At 73.0% G+C, this 18,352-nt stretch carries 19 protein-coding genes and 4 tRNA genes; 11 read left to right on the forward strand and 12 right to left on the reverse strand.

The annotated features are described in order from the left end of the window. The first annotated feature begins 110 nt into the window (after positions 1-110). On the forward strand, positions 111-482 hold the full coding sequence (locus tag GD632_RS02705) for a spore germination protein GerW family protein (RefSeq protein WP_152188479.1): 372 nt from the start codon (positions 111-113) through the stop codon (positions 480-482). On the opposite strand, the gene GD632_RS02710 is transcribed toward GD632_RS02705, so the two are convergent. Both GD632_RS02710 and GD632_RS02715 read right to left on the reverse strand, forming a co-directional pair. Beyond that, positions 483-1,130, reverse strand: a complete 648-nt coding sequence (locus GD632_RS02710) for a hypothetical protein (protein WP_152188481.1) — start codon at positions 1,128-1,130, stop codon at positions 483-485. Between the two features lie 8 nt (positions 1,131-1,138). Next, complete coding sequence (locus GD632_RS02715) at positions 1,139-1,417, reverse strand: hypothetical protein (protein ID WP_152188484.1); 279 nt, start codon at positions 1,415-1,417, stop codon at positions 1,139-1,141. Between the two features lie 161 nt (positions 1,418-1,578). On the opposite strand from GD632_RS02715, the gene GD632_RS02720 reads away from it, so the two are divergent. The 4 genes from GD632_RS02720 to GD632_RS02730 all read left to right on the forward strand — a co-directional run bounded on the left by GD632_RS02720 (position 1,579) and on the right by GD632_RS02730 (position 2,683). Further along, positions 1,579-1,651, forward strand: a tRNA-Lys gene (locus GD632_RS02720). A gap of 89 nt (positions 1,652-1,740) precedes the next feature. Next, positions 1,741-2,001 carry a hypothetical protein gene (locus GD632_RS02725; RefSeq protein WP_152188486.1) on the forward strand — a complete coding sequence of 87 codons (261 nt, stop codon included), beginning with the start codon at positions 1,741-1,743 and terminating at the stop codon, positions 1,999-2,001. 93 nt (positions 2,002-2,094) lie between these two features. After that, the gene (locus GD632_RS15865) at positions 2,095-2,247 is read left to right on the forward strand and encodes a hypothetical protein (protein ID WP_193311314.1); all 153 of its coding nucleotides are present in this window, start codon (positions 2,095-2,097) and stop codon (positions 2,245-2,247) included. A gap of 37 nt (positions 2,248-2,284) precedes the next feature. Further along, entirely contained in the window at positions 2,285-2,683 is a 399-nt protein-coding gene (locus tag GD632_RS02730) for a hypothetical protein (protein WP_152188488.1), read from the forward strand. A gap of 12 nt (positions 2,684-2,695) precedes the next feature. On the opposite strand, the gene GD632_RS02735 is transcribed toward GD632_RS02730, so the two are convergent. Beyond that, positions 2,696-4,201: a DEAD/DEAH box helicase gene (locus tag GD632_RS02735; RefSeq protein WP_152188491.1), complete on the reverse strand. Its 1,506-nt coding sequence runs from the start codon at positions 4,199-4,201 to the stop codon at positions 2,696-2,698. A 185-nt stretch (positions 4,202-4,386) separates the two neighbouring features. Between GD632_RS02735 and GD632_RS02740 the strand changes: the two genes are divergently transcribed. After that, positions 4,387-6,300, forward strand: coding sequence for a DUF2207 domain-containing protein (locus GD632_RS02740; RefSeq protein WP_193311315.1), 1,914 nt, complete (start codon positions 4,387-4,389; stop codon positions 6,298-6,300). A gap of 51 nt (positions 6,301-6,351) precedes the next feature. Here GD632_RS02740 and GD632_RS02755 read toward each other — a convergent pair whose 3' ends face one another. The 4 genes from GD632_RS02755 to GD632_RS02770 form a co-directional block, all read right to left on the reverse strand. Beyond that, positions 6,352-6,621 (reverse strand): GlsB/YeaQ/YmgE family stress response membrane protein, encoded by a 270-nt coding sequence (locus GD632_RS02755; protein ID WP_152188493.1) that lies wholly within the window; start codon positions 6,619-6,621, stop codon positions 6,352-6,354. Between the two features lie 98 nt (positions 6,622-6,719). Continuing rightward, positions 6,720-7,484: an endonuclease/exonuclease/phosphatase family protein gene (locus GD632_RS02760; RefSeq protein WP_152188495.1), complete on the reverse strand. Its 765-nt coding sequence runs from the start codon at positions 7,482-7,484 to the stop codon at positions 6,720-6,722. Between the two features lie 10 nt (positions 7,485-7,494). Continuing rightward, positions 7,495-7,917: a peptide-methionine (R)-S-oxide reductase MsrB gene (gene msrB, locus GD632_RS02765; protein ID WP_152188498.1), complete on the reverse strand. Its 423-nt coding sequence runs from the start codon at positions 7,915-7,917 to the stop codon at positions 7,495-7,497. Between the two features lie 32 nt (positions 7,918-7,949). Next, complete coding sequence (locus tag GD632_RS02770) at positions 7,950-8,480, reverse strand: GNAT family N-acetyltransferase (RefSeq protein WP_152188500.1); 531 nt, start codon at positions 8,478-8,480, stop codon at positions 7,950-7,952. A 57-nt stretch (positions 8,481-8,537) separates the two neighbouring features. Here GD632_RS02770 and GD632_RS02775 point away from each other — a divergent pair, with 57 nt between their 5' ends. After that, a complete protein-coding gene (locus tag GD632_RS02775) occupies positions 8,538-9,506 on the forward strand; it encodes a 1-phosphofructokinase family hexose kinase (protein WP_152188502.1) in 969 nt (322 codons plus the stop codon). Positions 9,507-9,509: 3 nt separating this feature from the next. Continuing rightward, a complete protein-coding gene (gene surE / locus GD632_RS02780; RefSeq protein WP_152188504.1) occupies positions 9,510-10,385 on the forward strand; it encodes a 5'/3'-nucleotidase SurE in 876 nt (291 codons plus the stop codon). 10 nt (positions 10,386-10,395) lie between these two features. Here surE and GD632_RS02785 read toward each other — a convergent pair whose 3' ends face one another. Genes GD632_RS02785 through GD632_RS02800 form a run of 4 tightly spaced genes read right to left on the reverse strand, consistent with a single transcriptional unit; the run spans position 10,396 to position 12,523 of the window. Next, a complete protein-coding gene (locus GD632_RS02785) occupies positions 10,396-10,956 on the reverse strand; it encodes a hypothetical protein (RefSeq protein WP_152188506.1) in 561 nt (186 codons plus the stop codon). Continuing rightward, the gene (locus tag GD632_RS02790; RefSeq protein ID WP_152188508.1) at positions 10,953-11,204 is read right to left on the reverse strand and encodes a helix-turn-helix transcriptional regulator; all 252 of its coding nucleotides are present in this window, start codon (positions 11,202-11,204) and stop codon (positions 10,953-10,955) included. The genes GD632_RS02785 and GD632_RS02790 overlap by 4 nt, the downstream gene beginning before the upstream one ends. Before the next feature lie 49 nt (positions 11,205-11,253). Further along, positions 11,254-12,162, reverse strand: coding sequence for a cation diffusion facilitator family transporter (locus GD632_RS02795; RefSeq protein ID WP_152188510.1), 909 nt, complete (start codon positions 12,160-12,162; stop codon positions 11,254-11,256). Position 12,163: 1 nt separating this feature from the next. After that, positions 12,164-12,523, reverse strand: coding sequence for a metallopeptidase family protein (locus GD632_RS02800; protein ID WP_152188512.1), 360 nt, complete (start codon positions 12,521-12,523; stop codon positions 12,164-12,166). Positions 12,524-12,672: 149 nt separating this feature from the next. On the opposite strand from GD632_RS02800, the gene GD632_RS02805 reads away from it, so the two are divergent. The 3 genes from GD632_RS02805 (at position 12,673) to GD632_RS02815 (ending at position 12,979) form a co-directional block, all read left to right on the forward strand. Continuing rightward, a tRNA-Glu gene (locus GD632_RS02805) sits at positions 12,673-12,745 on the forward strand. Positions 12,746-12,787: 42 nt separating this feature from the next. Beyond that, a tRNA-Asp gene (locus tag GD632_RS02810) sits at positions 12,788-12,861 on the forward strand. A gap of 45 nt (positions 12,862-12,906) precedes the next feature. Continuing rightward, a tRNA-Phe gene (locus tag GD632_RS02815) sits at positions 12,907-12,979 on the forward strand. A gap of 117 nt (positions 12,980-13,096) precedes the next feature. On the opposite strand, the gene GD632_RS02820 is transcribed toward GD632_RS02815, so the two are convergent. Next, a complete protein-coding gene (locus GD632_RS02820) occupies positions 13,097-18,178 on the reverse strand; it encodes an ExeM/NucH family extracellular endonuclease (protein WP_226924468.1) in 5,082 nt (1,693 codons plus the stop codon). Positions 18,179-18,352: the final 174 nt, after the last annotated feature.

The raw sequence follows: 18,352 nt of genomic DNA on the forward strand, positions 1-18,352 counted from the left end.
CCCGATGCTACGAGACACCTCCCCCGTCCGGCACGCGCGGGGTCGCTCTTCCGCCCGCCCGCCGTCCGTGGTGTGCTTGGCCCGCCCACCCGAGGAGAGGGACCACTGCCATGGACGAGACACCCGCGAACCGGCCCGTCGAGACGGCCGGTGACGCGCTGCACGTGCGACGCGTCTTCGGGGAGGCCTACGAGTCGGGCGGCTCGCTCGTCATCCCGGTCGCCAAGGTCGTCGGCGCCAGCGGCATGGGCTACGGCACGGGCGCGCTCGGCGGCACCGAGCAGGGCGGCACCGGCGAGGGTTCCGGGGGCGGGGGCGGTTTTGCCGTCCACGCCAGGCCGGTGGGCGTCTACACGGTGCGCGACGGGGTGGTGCGCTGGCACCCGGCGCTCGACCTCAACCGGGTGATCCTCGGTGGGCAGGTGGTCGGTGCGATCGCCGTGCTCGCCCTGGCACGCGCGCTGCGCGCGCGACGCCGGTAGTCAGTCGAGCCGGCCCGCCCGGGCCCGGGTGGCCGCGGCGTCGAGCTCGTCGGCCGTCGCGGCGAGCGCGTGGGGCCGGCTCGTGACGGGGCCGGCGGCGGCGTCGTCGTGGGTGTGCCAGCGCGGGTCGCTCGCCGCACCGTCGGACAGCACGCGCAGGAAGGCCGCGGCCTGCTCGAGCAGGTCCGCGAGGTCGACCTCGCTGGTCCCGGCGAAGAGCTGGGCGAGCCGCTCGTCCAGGACGGGCGGCTGCGGCGCCACGACGGCGTCGCGCGGCTCGCCGTCCGACGCCGCCTCCCCCGGGGCCGTCTGCGCCGTACCGGCGCGGAAACGCATCGTGATGGTCTCGGGGTCGCGCTCGAGCCAGGCGCGCAGCAGGTAGAGACGCCACAGCGCACCGGGCAGCGTGGTCGCGGGGCTGCGCGCCCAGAGCCCGGCGATCTCGTCCAGGCCCTCGGCGTCGATGATCGCGCCGACGCGCTCGGCGAGGCGCTCGTCCTCGGCGAGGTGGCTGGGGCCGAAGAGCACGGCGTTGGCCGTGGAGTGGGCCGCCTCGAAGGCGAGCGCCGGGTCCGAGTCGCCCCAGATGAGCTCGGCGTCCTTGTTGTCGAGGATGGCGGGCCGTCGGGGCCGCTCGCGACCGTCCACTGCCCTGGTCAGCTCGCCTTGCGGAGGGCGAAACCCACACCCTCGGGGCCGGTCTCCGCGTCGAGGAGGTGCTCGGCGAGCAGCGGGGAGGCGGCCTCCTCGACGAAGACCCGGGCGCCGTCCTCCTCGATGACGTCGTCCCCGCGCTCCGGCTGCGGCGACAGGCTCATCTCCACCTGGTCGGCGTCGGGGGCGAGGGAGATCCGCACCCCGCCGGACCTCGGCAGGCCCGACTGGGAGGTGATGCCGCTGATGGCAGCCTTGGCGTTGTCGGTGAGGCTGAGCATGGTTCCCCCTCGGAGCGGACGGCGGCACCTTTCAGCACCACCTCTACGGTGCGACCCGATCCCGCACCTCGCAACCGGGCAGGGTCGACGGGCGCCGGCTGCGTGAGGGGAGCCGCGTACCCTGTGCTGTGGCGACGCCGGCCCCGCACGGACCGGGTCCCGGGCCTCTAGCTCAATGGGCAGAGCAGCGGACTTTTAATCCGTAGGTTGTGGGTTCGAGTCCCACGGGGCCCACTGGAGGCAGGCTCGCCGATCCTGGTGCATGCTGGGACGGCCCAGCCCAGGGCTCGCCCACGACCCACGGCGCCGACCAGGTGAAGGACATGGAGACGTACGAGAGCACGGTCAAGCTCGCCCAGGCCCTCGGCCCGGGCGACGTGCTCGTGGGCGTCGGTCCACGTGGTGAGCGGCTGTTCCCGGTCCGTGAGGTCCACCGCGGGGCCGAGGGCGTCGTCGTGGTCACCGACGAGCAGACCGTGACGTTCGACCCGCGCGACGAGGTCCGGGTCGCACACCCGGACATGGTGGAGCTCTACCTGTCCCGCGACGAGGCGGACACCGAGTCACCGACGAGGACGGTGTAGCGCCGCCCCGTTCGGCTGGCGCCCGCGAGGATCGCCTCGTACGTTCGTCGGCACGCCGACGAGACCCGCCGGCCATGCACACGAGGAGGCACGATGGGATTCCTGCGCAAGGCCGTTCGAGGTGGTATCGCCCTGAAGGCGCTGCAGATCGTCCAGCGCCAGGCCGCCAAGCCCGAGAACCAGCGCAAGGCCAAGGAGATGCTCGCCAAGGTCCGGGACAGCCGCAAGAAGCCGCCGCAGCGTTAGCCGCCGGTGAGGTTCACGGCGCCTCTACAGTGGCGCCGTGAACCACGCTGACAGGATCTGGGACCGCGCGCTCGACATGGACGGCGACGACGGCGCGGCACGCGTCGGTGACGGCGCACTGCGCGACGTGCTCCGTCTCCACGGGATGGCGATGAACGGCGGGCTCCTCCACGCCGTCGAGGGACTGGAGCCGGAGGAGCTCGACGGCGCGGTCACCGGCTTCCGGTGGCTCGGCCTGGAGGACCTCGCCGACGCCGTCACCGCCTACGCCGCGGACGCTGCCGACGCCGAGGGCATGCCCGACGACGCGGTCGACGCCCTCGAGGAGCGGGGCAACGACCTGTACTCGGACGCCGTCCCGGAGGACGAGGTCCTCTACGCCGCGTTCCACCGCCGCTTCACCGCGCAGCCGGAGGCGTTCGCCCCGCTCGGCTGACCGGGCGTGAGCTCAGACGCTGCGGACGCCGGACGTCGCACGGCGGCCGCCACGGTTGCGGCCCTGGCCGCCGCCCTGCGCGGGGCGCGAGTCGACCGAGCCCTGACCGGTCGTGGAGGAGTACACGGCTCGCGAACCGGCACCACGGCTCGTGCCGCCGGTCCTCGCGCCTCCGCGGCTGCCGCCGCGCGGCGCACCCGCACCACCGGACCGCCCGCCGCCCTGGGGCGCACGCTCGGCGCCGGCCGAGGACGCCGCGCGCCCGCGCCCACCGCGCCGACGACCGTTGCCGCCACCGGTGCCGCGCTGCTGCTGCGGCGCGCTCGGCACGGTCGCCGCGGCCTCGGCCGGGGACACGAGCGGGGCGACCTCACCGACGAGCTCGGCGATCATCCGGTCCCCGGGGCGGACCTTGACCGGCTTCGCGGAGATCTTCGCCTGCCGGGTCAGCGTGCGCATGTCGCCGGCCTGCTCGGGGAGCATGATCGTGACGACGTCGCCGCCGGAGCCGGCACGGGCGGTGCGCCCGGAGCGGTGCAGGTAGGCCTTGTGCTCCGCGGGCGGGTCGACGTGGACGACGAGCTCGACGTCGTCGACGTGGATGCCGCGCGCGGCGATGTCGGTGGCGACGAGCACGCGCACGGTGCCGGTGGAGAAGGCCGCGAGGTTGCGCTCACGGGCCGGCTGCGTGAGGTTGCCGTGCAGGTCGACGGCGGGCACGCCGGCGGCCGTCAGCTGCTTCGCCAGACGCTTGGCCTGGTGCTTGGTGCGCGTGAAGAGCACCCGCTTGCCGGTGCCGGAGGCCAGGGCCTGGACGACGTCCTTCTTGTCGTCGGCGCCGGAGACGGCGAGGACGTGGTGCGTCATCGCCGCGACGGGCGACTCGGCGCTGTCGACGGCGTGGTGCAGCGGGTCGGTGAGGTAGCGCTTGACGAGGACGTCGACGCCGTTGTCCAGGGTCGCGGAGAAGAGCATCCGCTGACCGGTGCGCGGGGTGCGGTCCATGATCCGCTTGACGCCGGGCAGGAAGCCGAGGTCGGCCATGTGGTCGGCCTCGTCGAGGACGGTGACCTGCACGTCGTCGAGGGAGAGCATGCCCTGACCGAGGAGGTCCTCGAGGCGGCCGGGACAGGCGATGACGATGTCGACGCCGGAGCGCAGTGCGTTCACCTGCCGGGTCTGGTTGACGCCGCCGAAGATCGTCGTCGTCACCATGCCGAGCGACGTCGCGAGCGGCTCGACGACGGCGTTGACCTGGTTGGCGAGCTCACGCGTCGGCACGAGGACCAGGCCGCTGGGGCGCTTGGAGGTGCGGCGGCGGCCGGCGAGCCGGGTGACGAGCGGGAGGGCGAAGGCGAGGGTCTTGCCGGAGCCGGTCCGCCCGCGGCCGAGGACGTCCCGGCCCTTGAGGGTGTCCGGGAGGGTCGCCGACTGGATGGGGAAAGGGGCCGTGATGCCGGTGTCGCTGAGGTGCTGGACGACGGGCGCGGGCAGGTCAAAGGACGCGAAGGAGGTCAAGGGTGCCTTTCAGGCTGAGAAGATCGGTCGGAGTTCGCCGTAACGGGATCCGCAGCGATGACCGCTGCATCGAACTCGACGACGCCGGGCTCGCGATACGCGGTGCCCACGGCGTCCAGTATGCCCTACGGGGCCTTCCTGTGCCGGGGCATGTGTGTGACCTGCCGCGCGATAGCGTGCCTCGCGTGACCAGTGCCCCGCGCCTTCTCGCAGTCCTCACCCTCTTTCTGGCCGGCCTGCTGCTCCTCCCGCCGGCCGCGACGGCGGCGAGCGGGGACGTCGTCCGGCAGCTGGACATCACCATCGAGGTGCGCCCCGACGGGACGCTGGCGGTCACCGAGACCTACGACTGGGACTTCGGTTCGCGGCAGGGCCTGGGCCTCACCCGCGTGCTCGACTCACGCTTCGACTACCAGCCGGACCCGGACAAGGTGCGGGTCTACGAGTACGGGGGCTTCACGGCCGCCAGCCCCACGGGCGCGCCCGCCGGGGTGTGGCCCACCGACGAGGGCGCCCGGGTGCGCGTGGACGTCGGCGCCCCGGACGGCTCGGAGGACCGGCGCAGCGGCCGGCAGACCTACGTCCTGCGCTACACGGTCGACGGCGCCCTCAACGCGGTCCGCGACGACCCCACCGTCCCCGACCGGGACGAGCTGTACTGGAACGCCACCGGCCACGACTGGGACGTGCCCATCGAGCAGGCGACGGTCACCGTCACCGGCCCGGCCGACGTCGTCGACCATGCCTGCTACGAGGGCAGCCGCGGGTCGACCGCCGAGTGCGCCTCCCTGGACGCCGACGGCGGCCGGGTGCGGGCGACGAGCGGTCACCTGCCGTCAGGCTCGGGGGTGACCGTCGTGGCCGCCTACCCGGCCGGCACCTTCGGGGCGGTCGAGCCGATCCTCGAGGACCGCCCCGAGCGGCTGCTGTGGGCCGGGGACGGCGCCGCCCCCACCGCCGCCCGCTTCGTGCGGGACAACCTCGCCTGGCTGGCGCCGCTCGCCATGGTGGGACCGGTGGTCCTCGCCGTGTTCCGCGTGCGGCGAGGACGCGACCTCCACTTCGCCGACCTGCCGCCCGGGGTGCTGCCGGCGCCGGGCACGACGCCGCGGGTGGAGGTCCTGCGCGACGACCCCGCCGTCGCCGTCCGTTTCACCCCGCCCGACGACCTGCGCCCCGGCGAGGTCGGCACCCTCGACGAGAAGACGGCGACGACGACGCACGTCTCGGCCACGCTCATCGACCTCGCGGTCCGCGGCTTCCTCCAGATCCGGGAGGCGGGCACGAGCTGGCGCGGGAGGACGAACGACTGGCTGCTCGTCGCGACGCCCGAGGCGGCACGCGGCGCGCTGCGCGACTACGAGCGCACGCTCCTCGAGAAGATCTTCGCGGGCCGCAGCCAGGTGCAGATGTCGCAGCTGCGCAACACCTTCGCCGGGACGCTGCGCACCGCCCGCCGGCAGCTCGCCGCCGGCCTGGCCGGGCTCTTCACCGGGCGCTTGCGACCCGCGACGCAGGGCTCGGTGGCCTCTCTCCTGCCCCTGGTCATCATCGGCTTCGTCGTGCTCAACATCGGCGGTGGGATCGTCGGGGCCGCCGCGAGCGGACCGGCGAGCATCGTCCTCGTCCTCGTCGCCGGCGTCGTCCTCGCCGCGTTCCTCCTCGCCTGGGGGCTGACCCGGAGGGCACGACAGCAGCGCACACCGGTCGGCCGGGCGCTCCACGAGCAGTCCCGCGGCTTCCGGCTCTACCTCACGACGGCGGAGGCCCACCAGCTGCGCGTCGAGGAGGGCGAGGACATCTTCTCCCGCTACCTGCCCTACGCCATCGTCTACGACGCGGCCGAGCGCTGGGCCGGCATCTTCGCCCGGCTCGAGGCCCACGGCCACCAGGTGGCCCGGCCCACCTGGTACGTCGGGGCGCACGGCTTCCACGGCGGCAGCTTCACCACCCTCGGCAGTGCCCTGTCCTCCTTCTCCTCCACCGCCGGCCGGACCCTGTCCTCCACCCCCGGCTCCTCGGGCGGCTCGGGCTCGCGGGGCGGTGGTGGCGGCTTCTCCGGTGGGGGCGGAGGCGGAGGGGGCGGCGGCGGGCGCTGACACGACGACGCCGGCCGGCCCCAGTGGGACCGGCCGGCGTCGCCGTCAGGCTCAGCGGCGTCGAGCGCTGCCCTTGTTCGTGATGCCCAGGTAGATGCTGATGAAGAGGATCGCGGCGACGACCGAGATGGCCCAGCGGATCCAGTCGATACCGCCCGTGTCGTCCACGCCCAGGACACCGGCCAGCCAGTAGCCGGCCAGGGCGCCCAGCACACCGAGGATGATGGTCCACAGGATGCCGAGGTTCTGGTCGCCCTTCATGAACAGCCGGGCGAGCGCGCCGATGACGGCTCCGAAGATGATGAGACCGATGATCTCCATGGCATTCCTTCCACTCACTGGGCGGCACCATTGGGGTGACGCCGGGTGTTCGTCCGGAATCGTGGCACGGGCGCTGGGGGCCCGCACTCCGAGTGGTCTCAGACCGGTTCGACGTCGACGGCGAGCGCCAGGTGGTCCGACACCGGCAGACGCACCGCGCTCGCCCCGCTCGGGGCACGCAGGCCCGGTCCGGCGAGGACGTGGTCGAGCTGACGGCGCGGGCGGCGCGCACTGAACGTGGCCGCCCGGGCCAGCCCGCTCATCCCCGTCACGCGGGCGGCGTCGTCGGGCCCCATGTTGAGGTCGCCGAGCAGGAGGTGCGGGCCGGGCAGGGTCCGCAGCGCCCACGCCGACTCGGCCAGCTGGCGCCGGGCCACCGGCGGGGCGACGGACAGGTGCGTGCAGCCCACCGTCACCGGGCCGAAGGGCGCCTGGACGACGGCGGCGAGCAGGACACGCGGCTGGTCGAGCCGCACCTGGAAGCCGAGGCGGGTGGCGGCGGGCGCGACACGGACCGGTCCCGGCCGCAGCGGCCGCACGTGCCAGGAGCTCACCGGCCAGCGGCTGAGGAGGGCGACGCCGTAGCCGGCGTCGTCGGGCACGTCGGAGGGGACGGGGCGGCGGCGCAGCCCTCGGGTGGACCCGGCGAACGCGGCGGCGAAGCGGTGCCAGCGGAAGCCGAGGGTCTCGGCGATGACGGCCGTCTCGTCGATGCGGCCGCTGCGGGCCTGGCCCTTGTCGACCTCCTGGAGGGCGAGGAGGTCACCGGGCAGGTCGCGGAACGCGGCCGCGAGCCGCTCGGCGGAGCTCGCGTCGCCGACGAGCGGGTGCCCGTGCTGGATGTTCGACGTCACGACCAGCACGGGCGGCCTCTCAGCGCTCCTCGAAGGTGAGCGCCACGGAGTTCATGCAGTAACGGTCCCCGGTGGGGGTCTGGGGGGCGTCGGGGAAGACGTGGCCCAGGTGGGAGTCGCACCGGGCGCAGCGCACCTCGGTACGGACCATGCCCAGGGTGCGGTCCTCGAGGAGGGTGACCGCCTCGGAGTCCTGCGGGGAGAAGAAGCTCGGCCACCCGCAGTGGGCGTCGAACTTCGTGGTCGAGCGGAAGAGCTCGGCCCCGCAGGCGCGGCAGCTGTAGACGCCGGCGCGGTTCTCGTGGAGGAGCTCGCCGGTGCCCGGCCGCTCCGTGCCTGCCTCACGCAGGACGTGGTACTCCTTGGGCGAGAGGCGCTCGCGCCACTCCTCCTCGCTCAGCGCCACCTTGGTGAACGCCACGCGCTGGTTCTCGGTGCTCATGTCCCCATCTTGCGCCTGCTCGGGCCGGGAAGTCACGTCGGGGCGCCCGGGCGTGGCTCGACGAGCTGCTTGCCGAAGACGTGGGTGACGTAGGGGTTGTCCTCGTCCCGCTCGACGGGCTCGTAGCCGCTGGCCCGGTAGAGCCCGCAGGCCTCGACGAGGGACTCGTTGACGCCGAGGAGCACGCGCTGCCCGCCGAGCGAACGGGCGCGGTTCTCCAGGGAGCGGAGGAGGAACCGGCCCAGCCCGCGGCCGCGGACGTCGGGCTTGAGCCACATCCGCCGGATCTCCACGACCCCGGGCTCGAGCACGTGCACCGCCCCGAATCCGACGACGGCACCCGTGCCGACCTCGCTCAGCAGCATGAAGTCCCCGCGCGGCGGGGTGACCTCGGCCGGGTCGGCGGCGTCCGCGAACGACGGGTCGATGTCGAGGCGGTCACTGAGCTCGGCGAGGTAGGCACGCATCGCGTGCGCCGCCGCGTCACTGCCGGCCTGGCCCTCGAGGACCCGTACCGGCGGCGCCCCCGGGGCCCGGCGTGCCCGGCCTGCCGTCGCCTCCATCGCCACAGTGTGCACCTTCCCCCTGCGTCCTGTCTCGCGCGGTCCTAGGCTCACGCCATGGAGCAGCAGGCGGCGCACCGGCCCAGGCTGTGCGTGCTCGCGCCCACCCCCCTGCTCATGGTCGAGGTCGAGCCCGGTGAGGACGAGGAGTACGAGCACTCGGCCGACCTCCACCTCCACCCCGGCGGCCAGGGTCTGTGGGTGGCCCGGATGGCGATCTCGCTCGGCGCGGACGTCACCGTGTGCGGACCCTTCGGCGGCGAGGTCGGCGCCGTGCTCGCCCACATGCTCACCGAGGAGAGGCTCACCGTGCGGGCCGTTCCCTACAACGCGGGCAACGGCGCCTACGTGCACGACCGCCGCGGCGGGGACCGCGCCACGCTCGCCCACATGGTGCCCCCGCAGCTGACCCGTCACGAGCTCGACGACCTCTACGGCACGGTCCTCGTCGAGGCGCTCGAGTCGGACGTCCTCGTCCTCACCGGAGCGGAGCCGGACCGGGTGCTGCCCGCGCGCTTCTTCTCGCGCCTCGTGCGCGACGTGCGCAGCGTGGACAAGCCGATCGTCGCGGACCTCTCCGGTGACGCCGCCCGGGCGGCCGCAGCGGAGGGCCCCACGGTCCTCAAGATGAGCCACGAGGAGCTCCAGGCCGCCGGTCTCACCACCGGCGACTCCCTCGAGGAGCTGCAGGCGGCGGGCCGGGGGCTCGTCAAGCAGGGCGTCGGGGCCATGCTCATCTCGCGCGCCGGCGAGCCGACCCTCCTCGTGACGGCCGAGTCCACGCGACTGCTCGTCGGGCCCGTCGTCACACCCCTGGACCACCGCGGCGCCGGGGACTCGATGACGGCCGGGGTGGCGGTCGCGCTGGGCCGGGGCGCCACCGTGGGCGAGGCCGCGCGCCTGGGAGCCGCGGCCGGAGCGCTCAACGTCACGCGCCGCGGGCTGGGGACGGGCCGCCGGGAGCAGATCGAACGCTTCGCGGACCGCATCGGCATCGAGGTCGTGTCCGAGGGCGGGGAGGAGTGAGGCGTGAGGGTCCTGATCACCAATGACGACGGCATCCTGTCCCCCGGGCTCGTCGTGCTCGCGCACGTCGCCCTCGAGGCGGGCTGCGACGTCGTCGTCGCGGCGCCGCACCGCCAGTACTCGGGGGCCAGCGCGTCCCTCACCGCGCAGGAGGTCGACGGGCGTCTCGCCCTCGTCGACGCCCGCCCGCCCGGCCTGCCCGACGGCGTGCCCGCCTTCGGCGTCAAGGCCGCTCCCGCCCTCATCGCCTTCGTCGCGGCCTACGGGGCCTTCGGCCAGCGCCCCGACCTCGTGCTGTCGGGGGTGAACCTCGGCGCGAACACGGGGCGGGCCACGCTCCACTCCGGCACGGTGGGTGCGGCCCTGTCCGCGGCCACCCAGGGCATCCCGGCCCTGGCGGTGTCGATCGCCTCGGCCGAGCCGCAGCACTGGGACACCGCCCGGCTCGTCACCACGCACGCCTTCGCCTGGCTGCGCGAGCAGGGCCCGGACGAGGAGCGGGTGCTCAACGTCAACGTGCCCGACATCCCCGCCGACCAGCTGCGCGGCCTGCGCCCGGCTCGGCTGGCGAGCTTCGGCGCCGTCCAGGCTCGGGTGAAGGAGAAGGGCAAGAACTACGTCATGCTCACCTACTCCGGCGTGGACGCCGTCGAGGAGCCCGGCTCGGACCACAACCTCCTCACCCGCGGCTGGGCCACCGCCACCCTGCTCACCGCCCCCTACGACGAGCCCGGGAACGCCGAGCTGCCGAGCTTCACCGGCCGCGGCTCCGCTGCCGTCTCGGTGGACGTCGGAGCCGGCACGGTCATGAGCTCCAACGACGACAGGCCCAGCGGGGAGATCACCGACGACCAGGGCGAGGCCGCCGCCACCCGCTGAGCCGCCGTCGTCAGACGTCCGCGACCGGCTCCTCCTCGGCCGGCGCACCGCCGGCGCGCCGACTGCGCCGGTCCTTGACGGCCATGACGACGGCACCGACGAGCAGCCCGCCCCCGCCGCCGATGACGCCGCCCTTGACCATGGAGGCGAGCGGGCCCGAGTCGAGGTCCGGGGCGGGCAGCTCGACCAGGCCGTGCCCGGTGAACACCGTCCAGGCCAGGGCAGCGAGGACGACGGCGAAGCCGCCGAACACGGCAAGGCCGGCGTTCCGCTTGAGGCCTGGCTCAGCACGGAAGGCGAGCTCGCTCACGTCCACCCCGTGGCGCCCGGCGTACCAGATCGTCGCCCCGCTCTGCAGGCCGACGAGGACCAGCAGGAGCACCGGCAGCAGCAGCTGCCCGAGCACCGCCCCGACGACCGCAACGGCCATCGACACGTAGATGGCCAGCATGAAGCCGAAGGTGCTGGCCTCCATGAAGACGGCGCGCTCACGCTCGTCCCCGTAGCCGGCGCTGTCCAGCGCCAGGAGGCGGTCGGCCGCCCGGTCCCGTGCTCCGCGGGTGCTCGTCATCGTCGTGCCTCTCCTGGGGTGGTGTTCTCGTCCTCGCCGAACAGCTCCTCGACGGTGGCGCTCAACGCGCGGGCGATCCGCAGCGCGAGGTAGACCGACGGCGCGTAGTCCCCCTGCTCGACGGCGATGACCGTCTGCCGGCTGACACCGACCGCGGTGGCGAGCTCCGCCTGCGTCAGGCGCTGCGCACGCCGGTGCCTGCGGACCGGGTTGTCCGTGCCGCCCACGGTGGCTGCGCGTCGGCTCATCGCTCGATGTTAAGGATCATTGACATCAATTGTCAAGCCTCCTTGACACTCAGTCGTGAAGCCGCACCTCGGTCGCCTTGTGGCCGCGCGGTTCCAGCTGGAGCGTGGAGTGCTCGACGTCGAAGTGGCCCTCGAGGCACTGCTGGAGCGCGTCGAGCACGACGCAGAACCGCTCGGGGCGGAGCACGTCGTCCTCGACGACGACGTGCGCGGAGACGACCGGGACACCGGAGGTGATGGTCCAGGCGTGGAGGTCGTGGACCGTGACGACCCCCTCGACCTCGCACATGTGCCCTCGCAGCCGACCGAGCGACATGTCCTCCGGGGCGGCCTCGAGCAGAACCCGGGCGACGTCGCGCAGGAGCATGAGCGCGCGCGGCACGATGAACGCGCCCAGCGCGACGGAGGCGACGGCGTCGGCCCGGGTCCACCCGGTCACGGCGATGACGGCAGCGGCGACGAGGACGGCCACCGAGCCGAGGAGGTCCCCGAGCACCTCGAGGTAGGCGCCGCGGACGTTGAGGCTCTCCCCGCGGCCCCCGCTGAGCAGCCAGAGGGACACGAGGTTGGCGGCGAGCCCGACGACGCCGACGACGACCATGAGGCCCGTGCGGATCTCCGGTTCGGTGCCGAACCTGCTGACGCCCTCGACGATGACGACCACCCCGACGACGAGCAGGATGACGCCGTTGACGAGCGCGGCGAGAATCTCCGCGCGCTGCCAGCCGAAGGTCCACCTGCCCCGCGCGGGACGGGAGGCGATCCACGTGGCGGCGAGCGCCAGGCCGAGCGCGGCGGTGTCGGAGAGCATGTGCCCGGCGTCGGCCAGCAGGGCGAGCGAGCCCGAGAGCCACCCGCCGACGGCCTCGACCACCATGACGGTGGCCGTGACGAGGAAGGCCGCGAGGAGCCGGGAGCGGTGGGCCGCGGCGGCGGTGCGGTGGTGGTCGTGGCCCACGTCAGCCCCAGCCGAGCTCGTGGAGTCGCTCGTCGTCGATGCCGAAGTGGTGGGCGATCTCGTGGACGACCGTCACGGCGACCTCCTCGACCACCTCCTCGACGCTCTCGCACATGCGCAGCGTCGGGCCGCGGAAGATCGTGATGCGGTCGGGCAGGGAGCCGGCCGCCCACCAGGAGTCCCGCTCGGTCAGCGGGGTGCCCTCGTAGAGGCCGAGCAGGTCGGGGTCACCCGCGTCGGCCGGCGGCTCGTCCTCGACGAGGACGACGACGTTGTCCATCTGCGCGGTCAGCTCGGGCGGCACGAGGTCCAGGCCGTCACTGACGGCCTCCTCGAACTCCGCGCGGGACATCTCGACCATGGGCCCATCATCACCCACACCCCCGGCGCCCCGGCAGGCCGTCCGGGGACGTGCCGCAGACCACACCGAGGCGTTTTGCTCCTACGCCGTTCTTCCCCCTATGCTTATGGAGGTCTTGGGGCGCCTCGGCGTCACGGGCGTCCGAACGGGCCCCCATCGTCTAGCGGCCTAGGACCCCGCCCTTTCACGGCGGTAGCACGGGTTCGAATCCCGTTGGGGGTACGAACCAGCACGACAGAAGTACAGCAGGAAGCCTTACCACAAGGCCCCGTAGCGCAGTTGGTTAGCGCGCCGCCCTGTCACGGCGGAGGTCGCGGGTTCAAGTCCCGTCGGGGTCGCGGCGGAAGGCCCGGTCAGAGTTCTGGCCGGGCCTTCGCTCACCAGGCTCTGTAGCTCAGTTGGTAGAGCGTTCGACTGAAAATCGAAAGGTCACCGGATCGACGCCGGTCGGAGCCACACCGAGAAACCCCCGCCTCGTGCGGGGGTTTTTCCTTTGCCGGCCTGCGCGGCAGCCGCAGCGGGCGAGGGCCCCGCACCTGGTCGGTGCGAGGCCCCCGCTCGTGCGCTACGAGGTCAGGAGGCCGGGGGGCGACGCACACCCAGGGTGTCGCGGCCGTCGCCGTTCCAGTCGCCCACGTACACCTCGTCACCCGAGCGTCCGTAGACGATCGCGAAGTCGGCGGGGCCGCCGCGCAGGGAGTTCTTCACGTGGAACTCCCGGTCGCGCCGGATCGCGAAGGTGTCCGTGCCGTTGCCGTCCCAGTCCCCGGCGAGGGTGACGTCGTCGGGCCGGCCGTAGGTGAAGACCACGTCGGCGTCGCCACCGGCGATGCGGTTCTTCACGTGGTACGTCGCGCCACGGCGCACCGCGAAGGTGTCCGTGCCGTTGCCGTCCCAGTCCCCGACCACGACGGCGTCGCTCGCGCGGCCGTAGGTGATGACGTGGTCGGCGTCGCCGCCACGCAGGGAGTTCTTCACGTGGTACTGCGCGCCACGGCGCACCGCCAGCGTGTCGACGCCGTTGCCGTCCCAGTCGCCGACGAGGACGACGTCGCCGTCCCTGCCGTAGGTGAAGACGCTCGTCGCGGGCCCGCCCCGGGGCGCGTCGTTGACGAAGTACCGGCTCCCGCGGCGCACCGTGATGGTGTCGCGCCCGTCACCGTCCCAGTCGCCGATGAGCACCTCGTCGGTGCGCCTGCCGTACTGGAAGGCGTAGTGCGCGGTCCCGGACCAGTCGTTGGACAGGAAGAAGCCGAACCGCTGCGCCGGCGGCTCGCCGCCCTCGACCGTCACGGGCACCCGGACGGTGGTGCCGCTGGGGGCGGCCTCCATCTCCAGGGTGTACCCGCCGTCGAGGTCGGCCGGGACCGTGAAGGTGACCGTGGCCGCGCCGTCGGTGACGGGGGCGGTGTGCACGGCCTCGCCCCGCTCGCCGTCCTCGCCGACCAGGTAGACGGCCAGCTCGGTGTTGTCCGGGCTGCCCAGCGAGGTGAGGTCGAGCTGGGACACCTCGAAGGAGACCTCCTCGCCGGCGACGAGCTCACTCGGCAGCGGGTCGACGACCGTCGCGCGGCGCGCGAAGTCGGGCGACAGCGGCGAGCTCTCCCGGATGTAGGCGATCCACGCGTCGCGGTCGATGAGCCCCGTCTGCTGGACGTCCGCGCCATCCTCGAAGACGGTGAAGTTGTCACCGCCCTGCGCCAGGAAGGAGAACGTGCCCACGCGGTAGTCCGCCTCGGGGTCGAGGGGCTGGCCGTCGATCGTCACGGAGGTGATCCGCTCACCGCGCGGCGCCGTCGGGTCCATCGTGTAGGACACGTTGTCCGACAGGCCGAGGTGCAGGAAGGGCCGCGAGCTCCCGTCCGGCTGCCACTGCTGCTCGAGCATCTGGGTGAACTGCTCGCCCGTGAGGGTGACGGTCCACAGGTCGTTGAGGAACGGCAGCACGGCGTTGGCCTCCGCGAAGGTGACCTCCCCGTCCTGCTCCTCCCCGGCGGCCGCGTAGAGCAGCTCGGCCCGGAGACCGCCCGGGTTGACGACCCCGATCTCGGCGGCGCCCAGGCGCTCCTCGCTCAGGGTGTCGCGCAGCGCATCGGCGACGAGGTTGCCGAGCGTGGACTCGCGGCTGCGGTCGTCCCGCACCGGCTGGCCGGTGGCACCGGTGGTGTGCGCCGTCGTGATGTCGGCGGTCACCTCACCGACGACCTCCTTGCCGATCTCCGCCGCCTGCGCGAGCGCGGCGTCCAGGATCTCCTTGACGGCCTCGACACGGGGGTAGGTCTCGACGAGCTCCTCCCAGTGGGTGGCGGTCGCGGGCACGTTGCCGTGGGTGTAGTCGACGACGTCGCCCGTCTCGCGGTCGACGGTGAGGACGACCTGGGAGACGTACTCGCCGTAGCTCTCGCCCTGGATGACGGGGCGGGTGGTGCCCTCGGCGCCGGGGAGGGGGCCGTCCCAGGCGTAGGCCTTGTGGGTGTGCCCGGTGAAGATCGCGTCGACCTCGGCGCTCGTGCCGTTGACGATGGAGGCGAAGACCTCGCTGCTCGCGACCTCCTCCTCGAGGGTCGAGCTGTCCTCGTCGAAGCCGGCACCCTCGTGGTACGCGGCGACGATGACGTCGGCCTCGCCGTTGTCCTCCTCGCCGTCGGTGAGCTGGGCCGCGACCCGGTTGACCGCCTCGACCGGGTCACCGAAGGTCAGCCCCTCGATACCGCCCGGGCTGACGAGGCTGCGGGTCTCCTCGGTGACCGCCCCGATGACCGCCACCCGGACCCCCTCGACCTCGACGGTCGCGTACTCGGGCAGGACGGGCTCCCCGTCTGCGCCGTAGACGTTGGCGCCGAGGTACTCGAAGTCGGCCCAGTCGCTCACCTGGCCGGTGAGGTTGTCGAAGCCGGCGTCGAACTCGTGGTTGCCCACGGCCGAGGTCGCCAGGTCGAGCGCGTTGAGGATCTCGATCGTCGGCTCGTCCTCCTGGAGGGAGGAGGTGAACAGGGAGGCGCCGATGTTGTCGCCGGAGGAGAAGAGGACGGTGTTCTCCTCGCCCTCCGCGGCCCGCAGCTCCTCGATCGTGCCGGCGAAGGCGAGCGTGTCGTTGGTGACGACGCCGGTCTCCCGGTCCGTCACGTAGTCGAACAGCCGGCCGTGGAAGTCGTTGAAGGCCAGCAGGTTGATGTCGACCGTCGGCCCGGGCTCGTCCGCGACGAGGTCGAGGCCCACGATGATCGGGTCGTGGTCGCTGGACCGGTAGGGCGAGGAGTCGTGGAAGTCGGTGACGTTGTAGTTGTACCGGCTGTACTCGAAGGCGATCGACTCGTAGGCGTTGATGTTCCAGATGTCCGCGCCGGTCACCGCCGCGGTGGCCGCCTCGCTGGCGAGGACGTGGTCGAGCGAGCCGACCATCGAGCCGAAGGAGTAGGTCGACTTCTCGGTCAGCTCGTCGCCGAGGTCGGTGTACCCGTTGTCGTAGAAGACCTGCATCGGGTCTTCCTGGGTGTAGGAGTTGAAGTCACCCGCGAGGAGGACCAGCTCGGTGCCGGCGTTCGCGGCGACCTCGTCGGCGAACGTGACCAGTGCCTGCGCCTGGCGGACGCGGTCCGGGTTGGAGGCCCCCTGCCCGTCGCCCTGGTCGGCGTTCTCGCCGGAACCTGAGCCCTTGGACTTGAAGTGGTTGTTGATCACGACGAAGGACTCGGCCCCCTCGATGACCTCACCGGACTCGTCGACCGGCGCGAACTCCTGGGCCATGGGCTCCCGGGCGTTGGCGAACGCCGTGCTCCCGAGGAGGATCTCGGTGCCCCCCACCGGGGCGACGGCGTCGACCTGGTAGATGAAGGCGTTACGGATGACGTCCTCCGCCGCGGGGAACTCCGCGGGCGACGCGACGTACTCCCACCGGTCCTCGCCGGCGCCCGCGTTGAGGGCGTCGACGAGGTCGGCCAGGGCGTGGTCCCGGTCCGCCGGGGCGTCGCCGGGGACGAAGGTGATCGAGTTCTCGATCTCCTGGAGGGCGACGACGTCGGCGTCCAGGGCGTTGACGGCGGTGACGATCTTCTCGGTCTGCCGCGCGAGGTTCGCGGCGTCGTAGGCGCCGCGGACGTCGCAGCCCCGGGCCGTCGTCGGGTTGCCGAGGCGGTCCTCGAAGAAGCCGCAGCCGGCCTCCTCGTCCCCGAGGCTGGTGAAGTAGTTGAGCACGTTGAAGGTGGCGAGAGTGACGTCCCCGCCGACCTCGCCCGGGACCTCGGGGCGGGTGTTCTCCCAGCTGATCGGCTGGACCTCGGCCGCGTTGGCACCGGTGAGACGCGTCTGGGGCTGCAGCGCCCAGGTGGAGTCCTGGTTGGCGACGGTGCGGCGGTAGTCGAGGATGACCGGACGCTCGAACTCGACCGGCGCACCGACGCGGACCGGGTTGTCCGGGGTCAGGTAGGCGACCGGGGTGTTGTGGTCCTCGAAGTCGAAGTTGGTCCAGCTGAAGCTGGAGCCGTCGTCCATCCGGATCTCGCGGTCCGCGTTCGCGGCGACGAGCTCGTCGTAGGCGTCGGTGCGGGGGCGCACGACGTCGGTGGGCTGGCGCAGCGGCTCGGTGCCGGCCGCCAGGCCCACCCAGCCGGTGACGTTGGTGTGGTAGGTGTCGGTGACGGTGAAGTCGCCCTGCGGGGCGAGGAGCATGCCCTCGAAGGCCTCCCGGTCCTCGACTCCGGGCAGGGGGATCTGCGCCGGGACGACGTCCTCGGCCACCTCGTCCAGGACGCTGTAGCTCGCCGCACCGATCTGGGTCAGGCCGAAGTACTCGCCGGCGGTGCCGGTCACCTCGACGACCTCGCCGAGCTCGACGTCGCCGGCGAGGCCGGTGCCGCCGCCGAAGACGAAGATGCCGTGCGAGGCGTCGTGCCCGTCCAGGTCACCGCCGGTGCCCGCGGTCTGGATGAACGCGCCGTTGAAGCCGCCCTCCGGGTACACGCCGGTGACGACGCCGCGGGTGGTGACGGTCTGGCCCAGCAGCGGGGTCTCGCTGCCCGTGCCCTGGATCTCCGCGATGGGCGTCACCGGGCCCGGCTCGAGGTCGGGGTCGGGGTCGGGGTCCTCGGCCGCACTGTTGACGGCGCCGAAGGAGCTCGCGAGCGGGCCGGTCCACACGCCGTCGATGCGCTGGAGCGACTCACCGACCGGGGTGGTGTTCGTCTGGGCGACGCCGATGTCCGTGCTCGCCGTCCCGGCGGCCGGACCGTCGGCGGCCGTCATGACGCCCTCGTAGGAGAGGAACTCGACGACCGTCCCCTCGGGGTCGACCAGGGCGACGCCGTCCGGGCTGCCGTTCTGGATCCCGTCCGTCGGGTACTCCTCCACCACGACGCCGGAGTCGCCGACGACGCCGGACAGGGTCCGCGGGCCGTACGCCGTGTTGTTGCTGCCGTTGTAGAGGACGATCTGCCAGCCGCTGAGGTCGGTCCCGACCGGTGCCTGGACCTCGATCGCCTCACCGACGTCGGTGCCGGCGTTGTCGTAGTGGATCTCGCTGATGAACACGGGTCCCGTGCTCATGAGCGCGGCCGCTGGGGTGACGGCGACGAGCGGGGTGAGGATGAGGGAAGCGACTCCGACCGCGGCCACACCCCCTCTGCCACGGGCGGCGGACCTGCGGGGAACTCGGCTCACGGGTGCTCCTTCTCCGGCCGTTCGGGCCGGCGTCTTCGTGCGCGCGCCGACGCGCGCAGTGGAGGGGTAGGCCCGTTCATCATGTGGCACGGGCCACGTCGCCGTCAACGTCTCACACTCCGAGACATCACCCGTTCACCCGCTCGACGCCGGACGGACACCCGGGCGCGCACC

The organism is Georgenia satyanarayanai, from assembly GCF_009193135.1.
Lineage (GTDB): Bacteria > Actinomycetota > Actinomycetes > Actinomycetales > Actinomycetaceae > Oceanitalea > Oceanitalea satyanarayanai.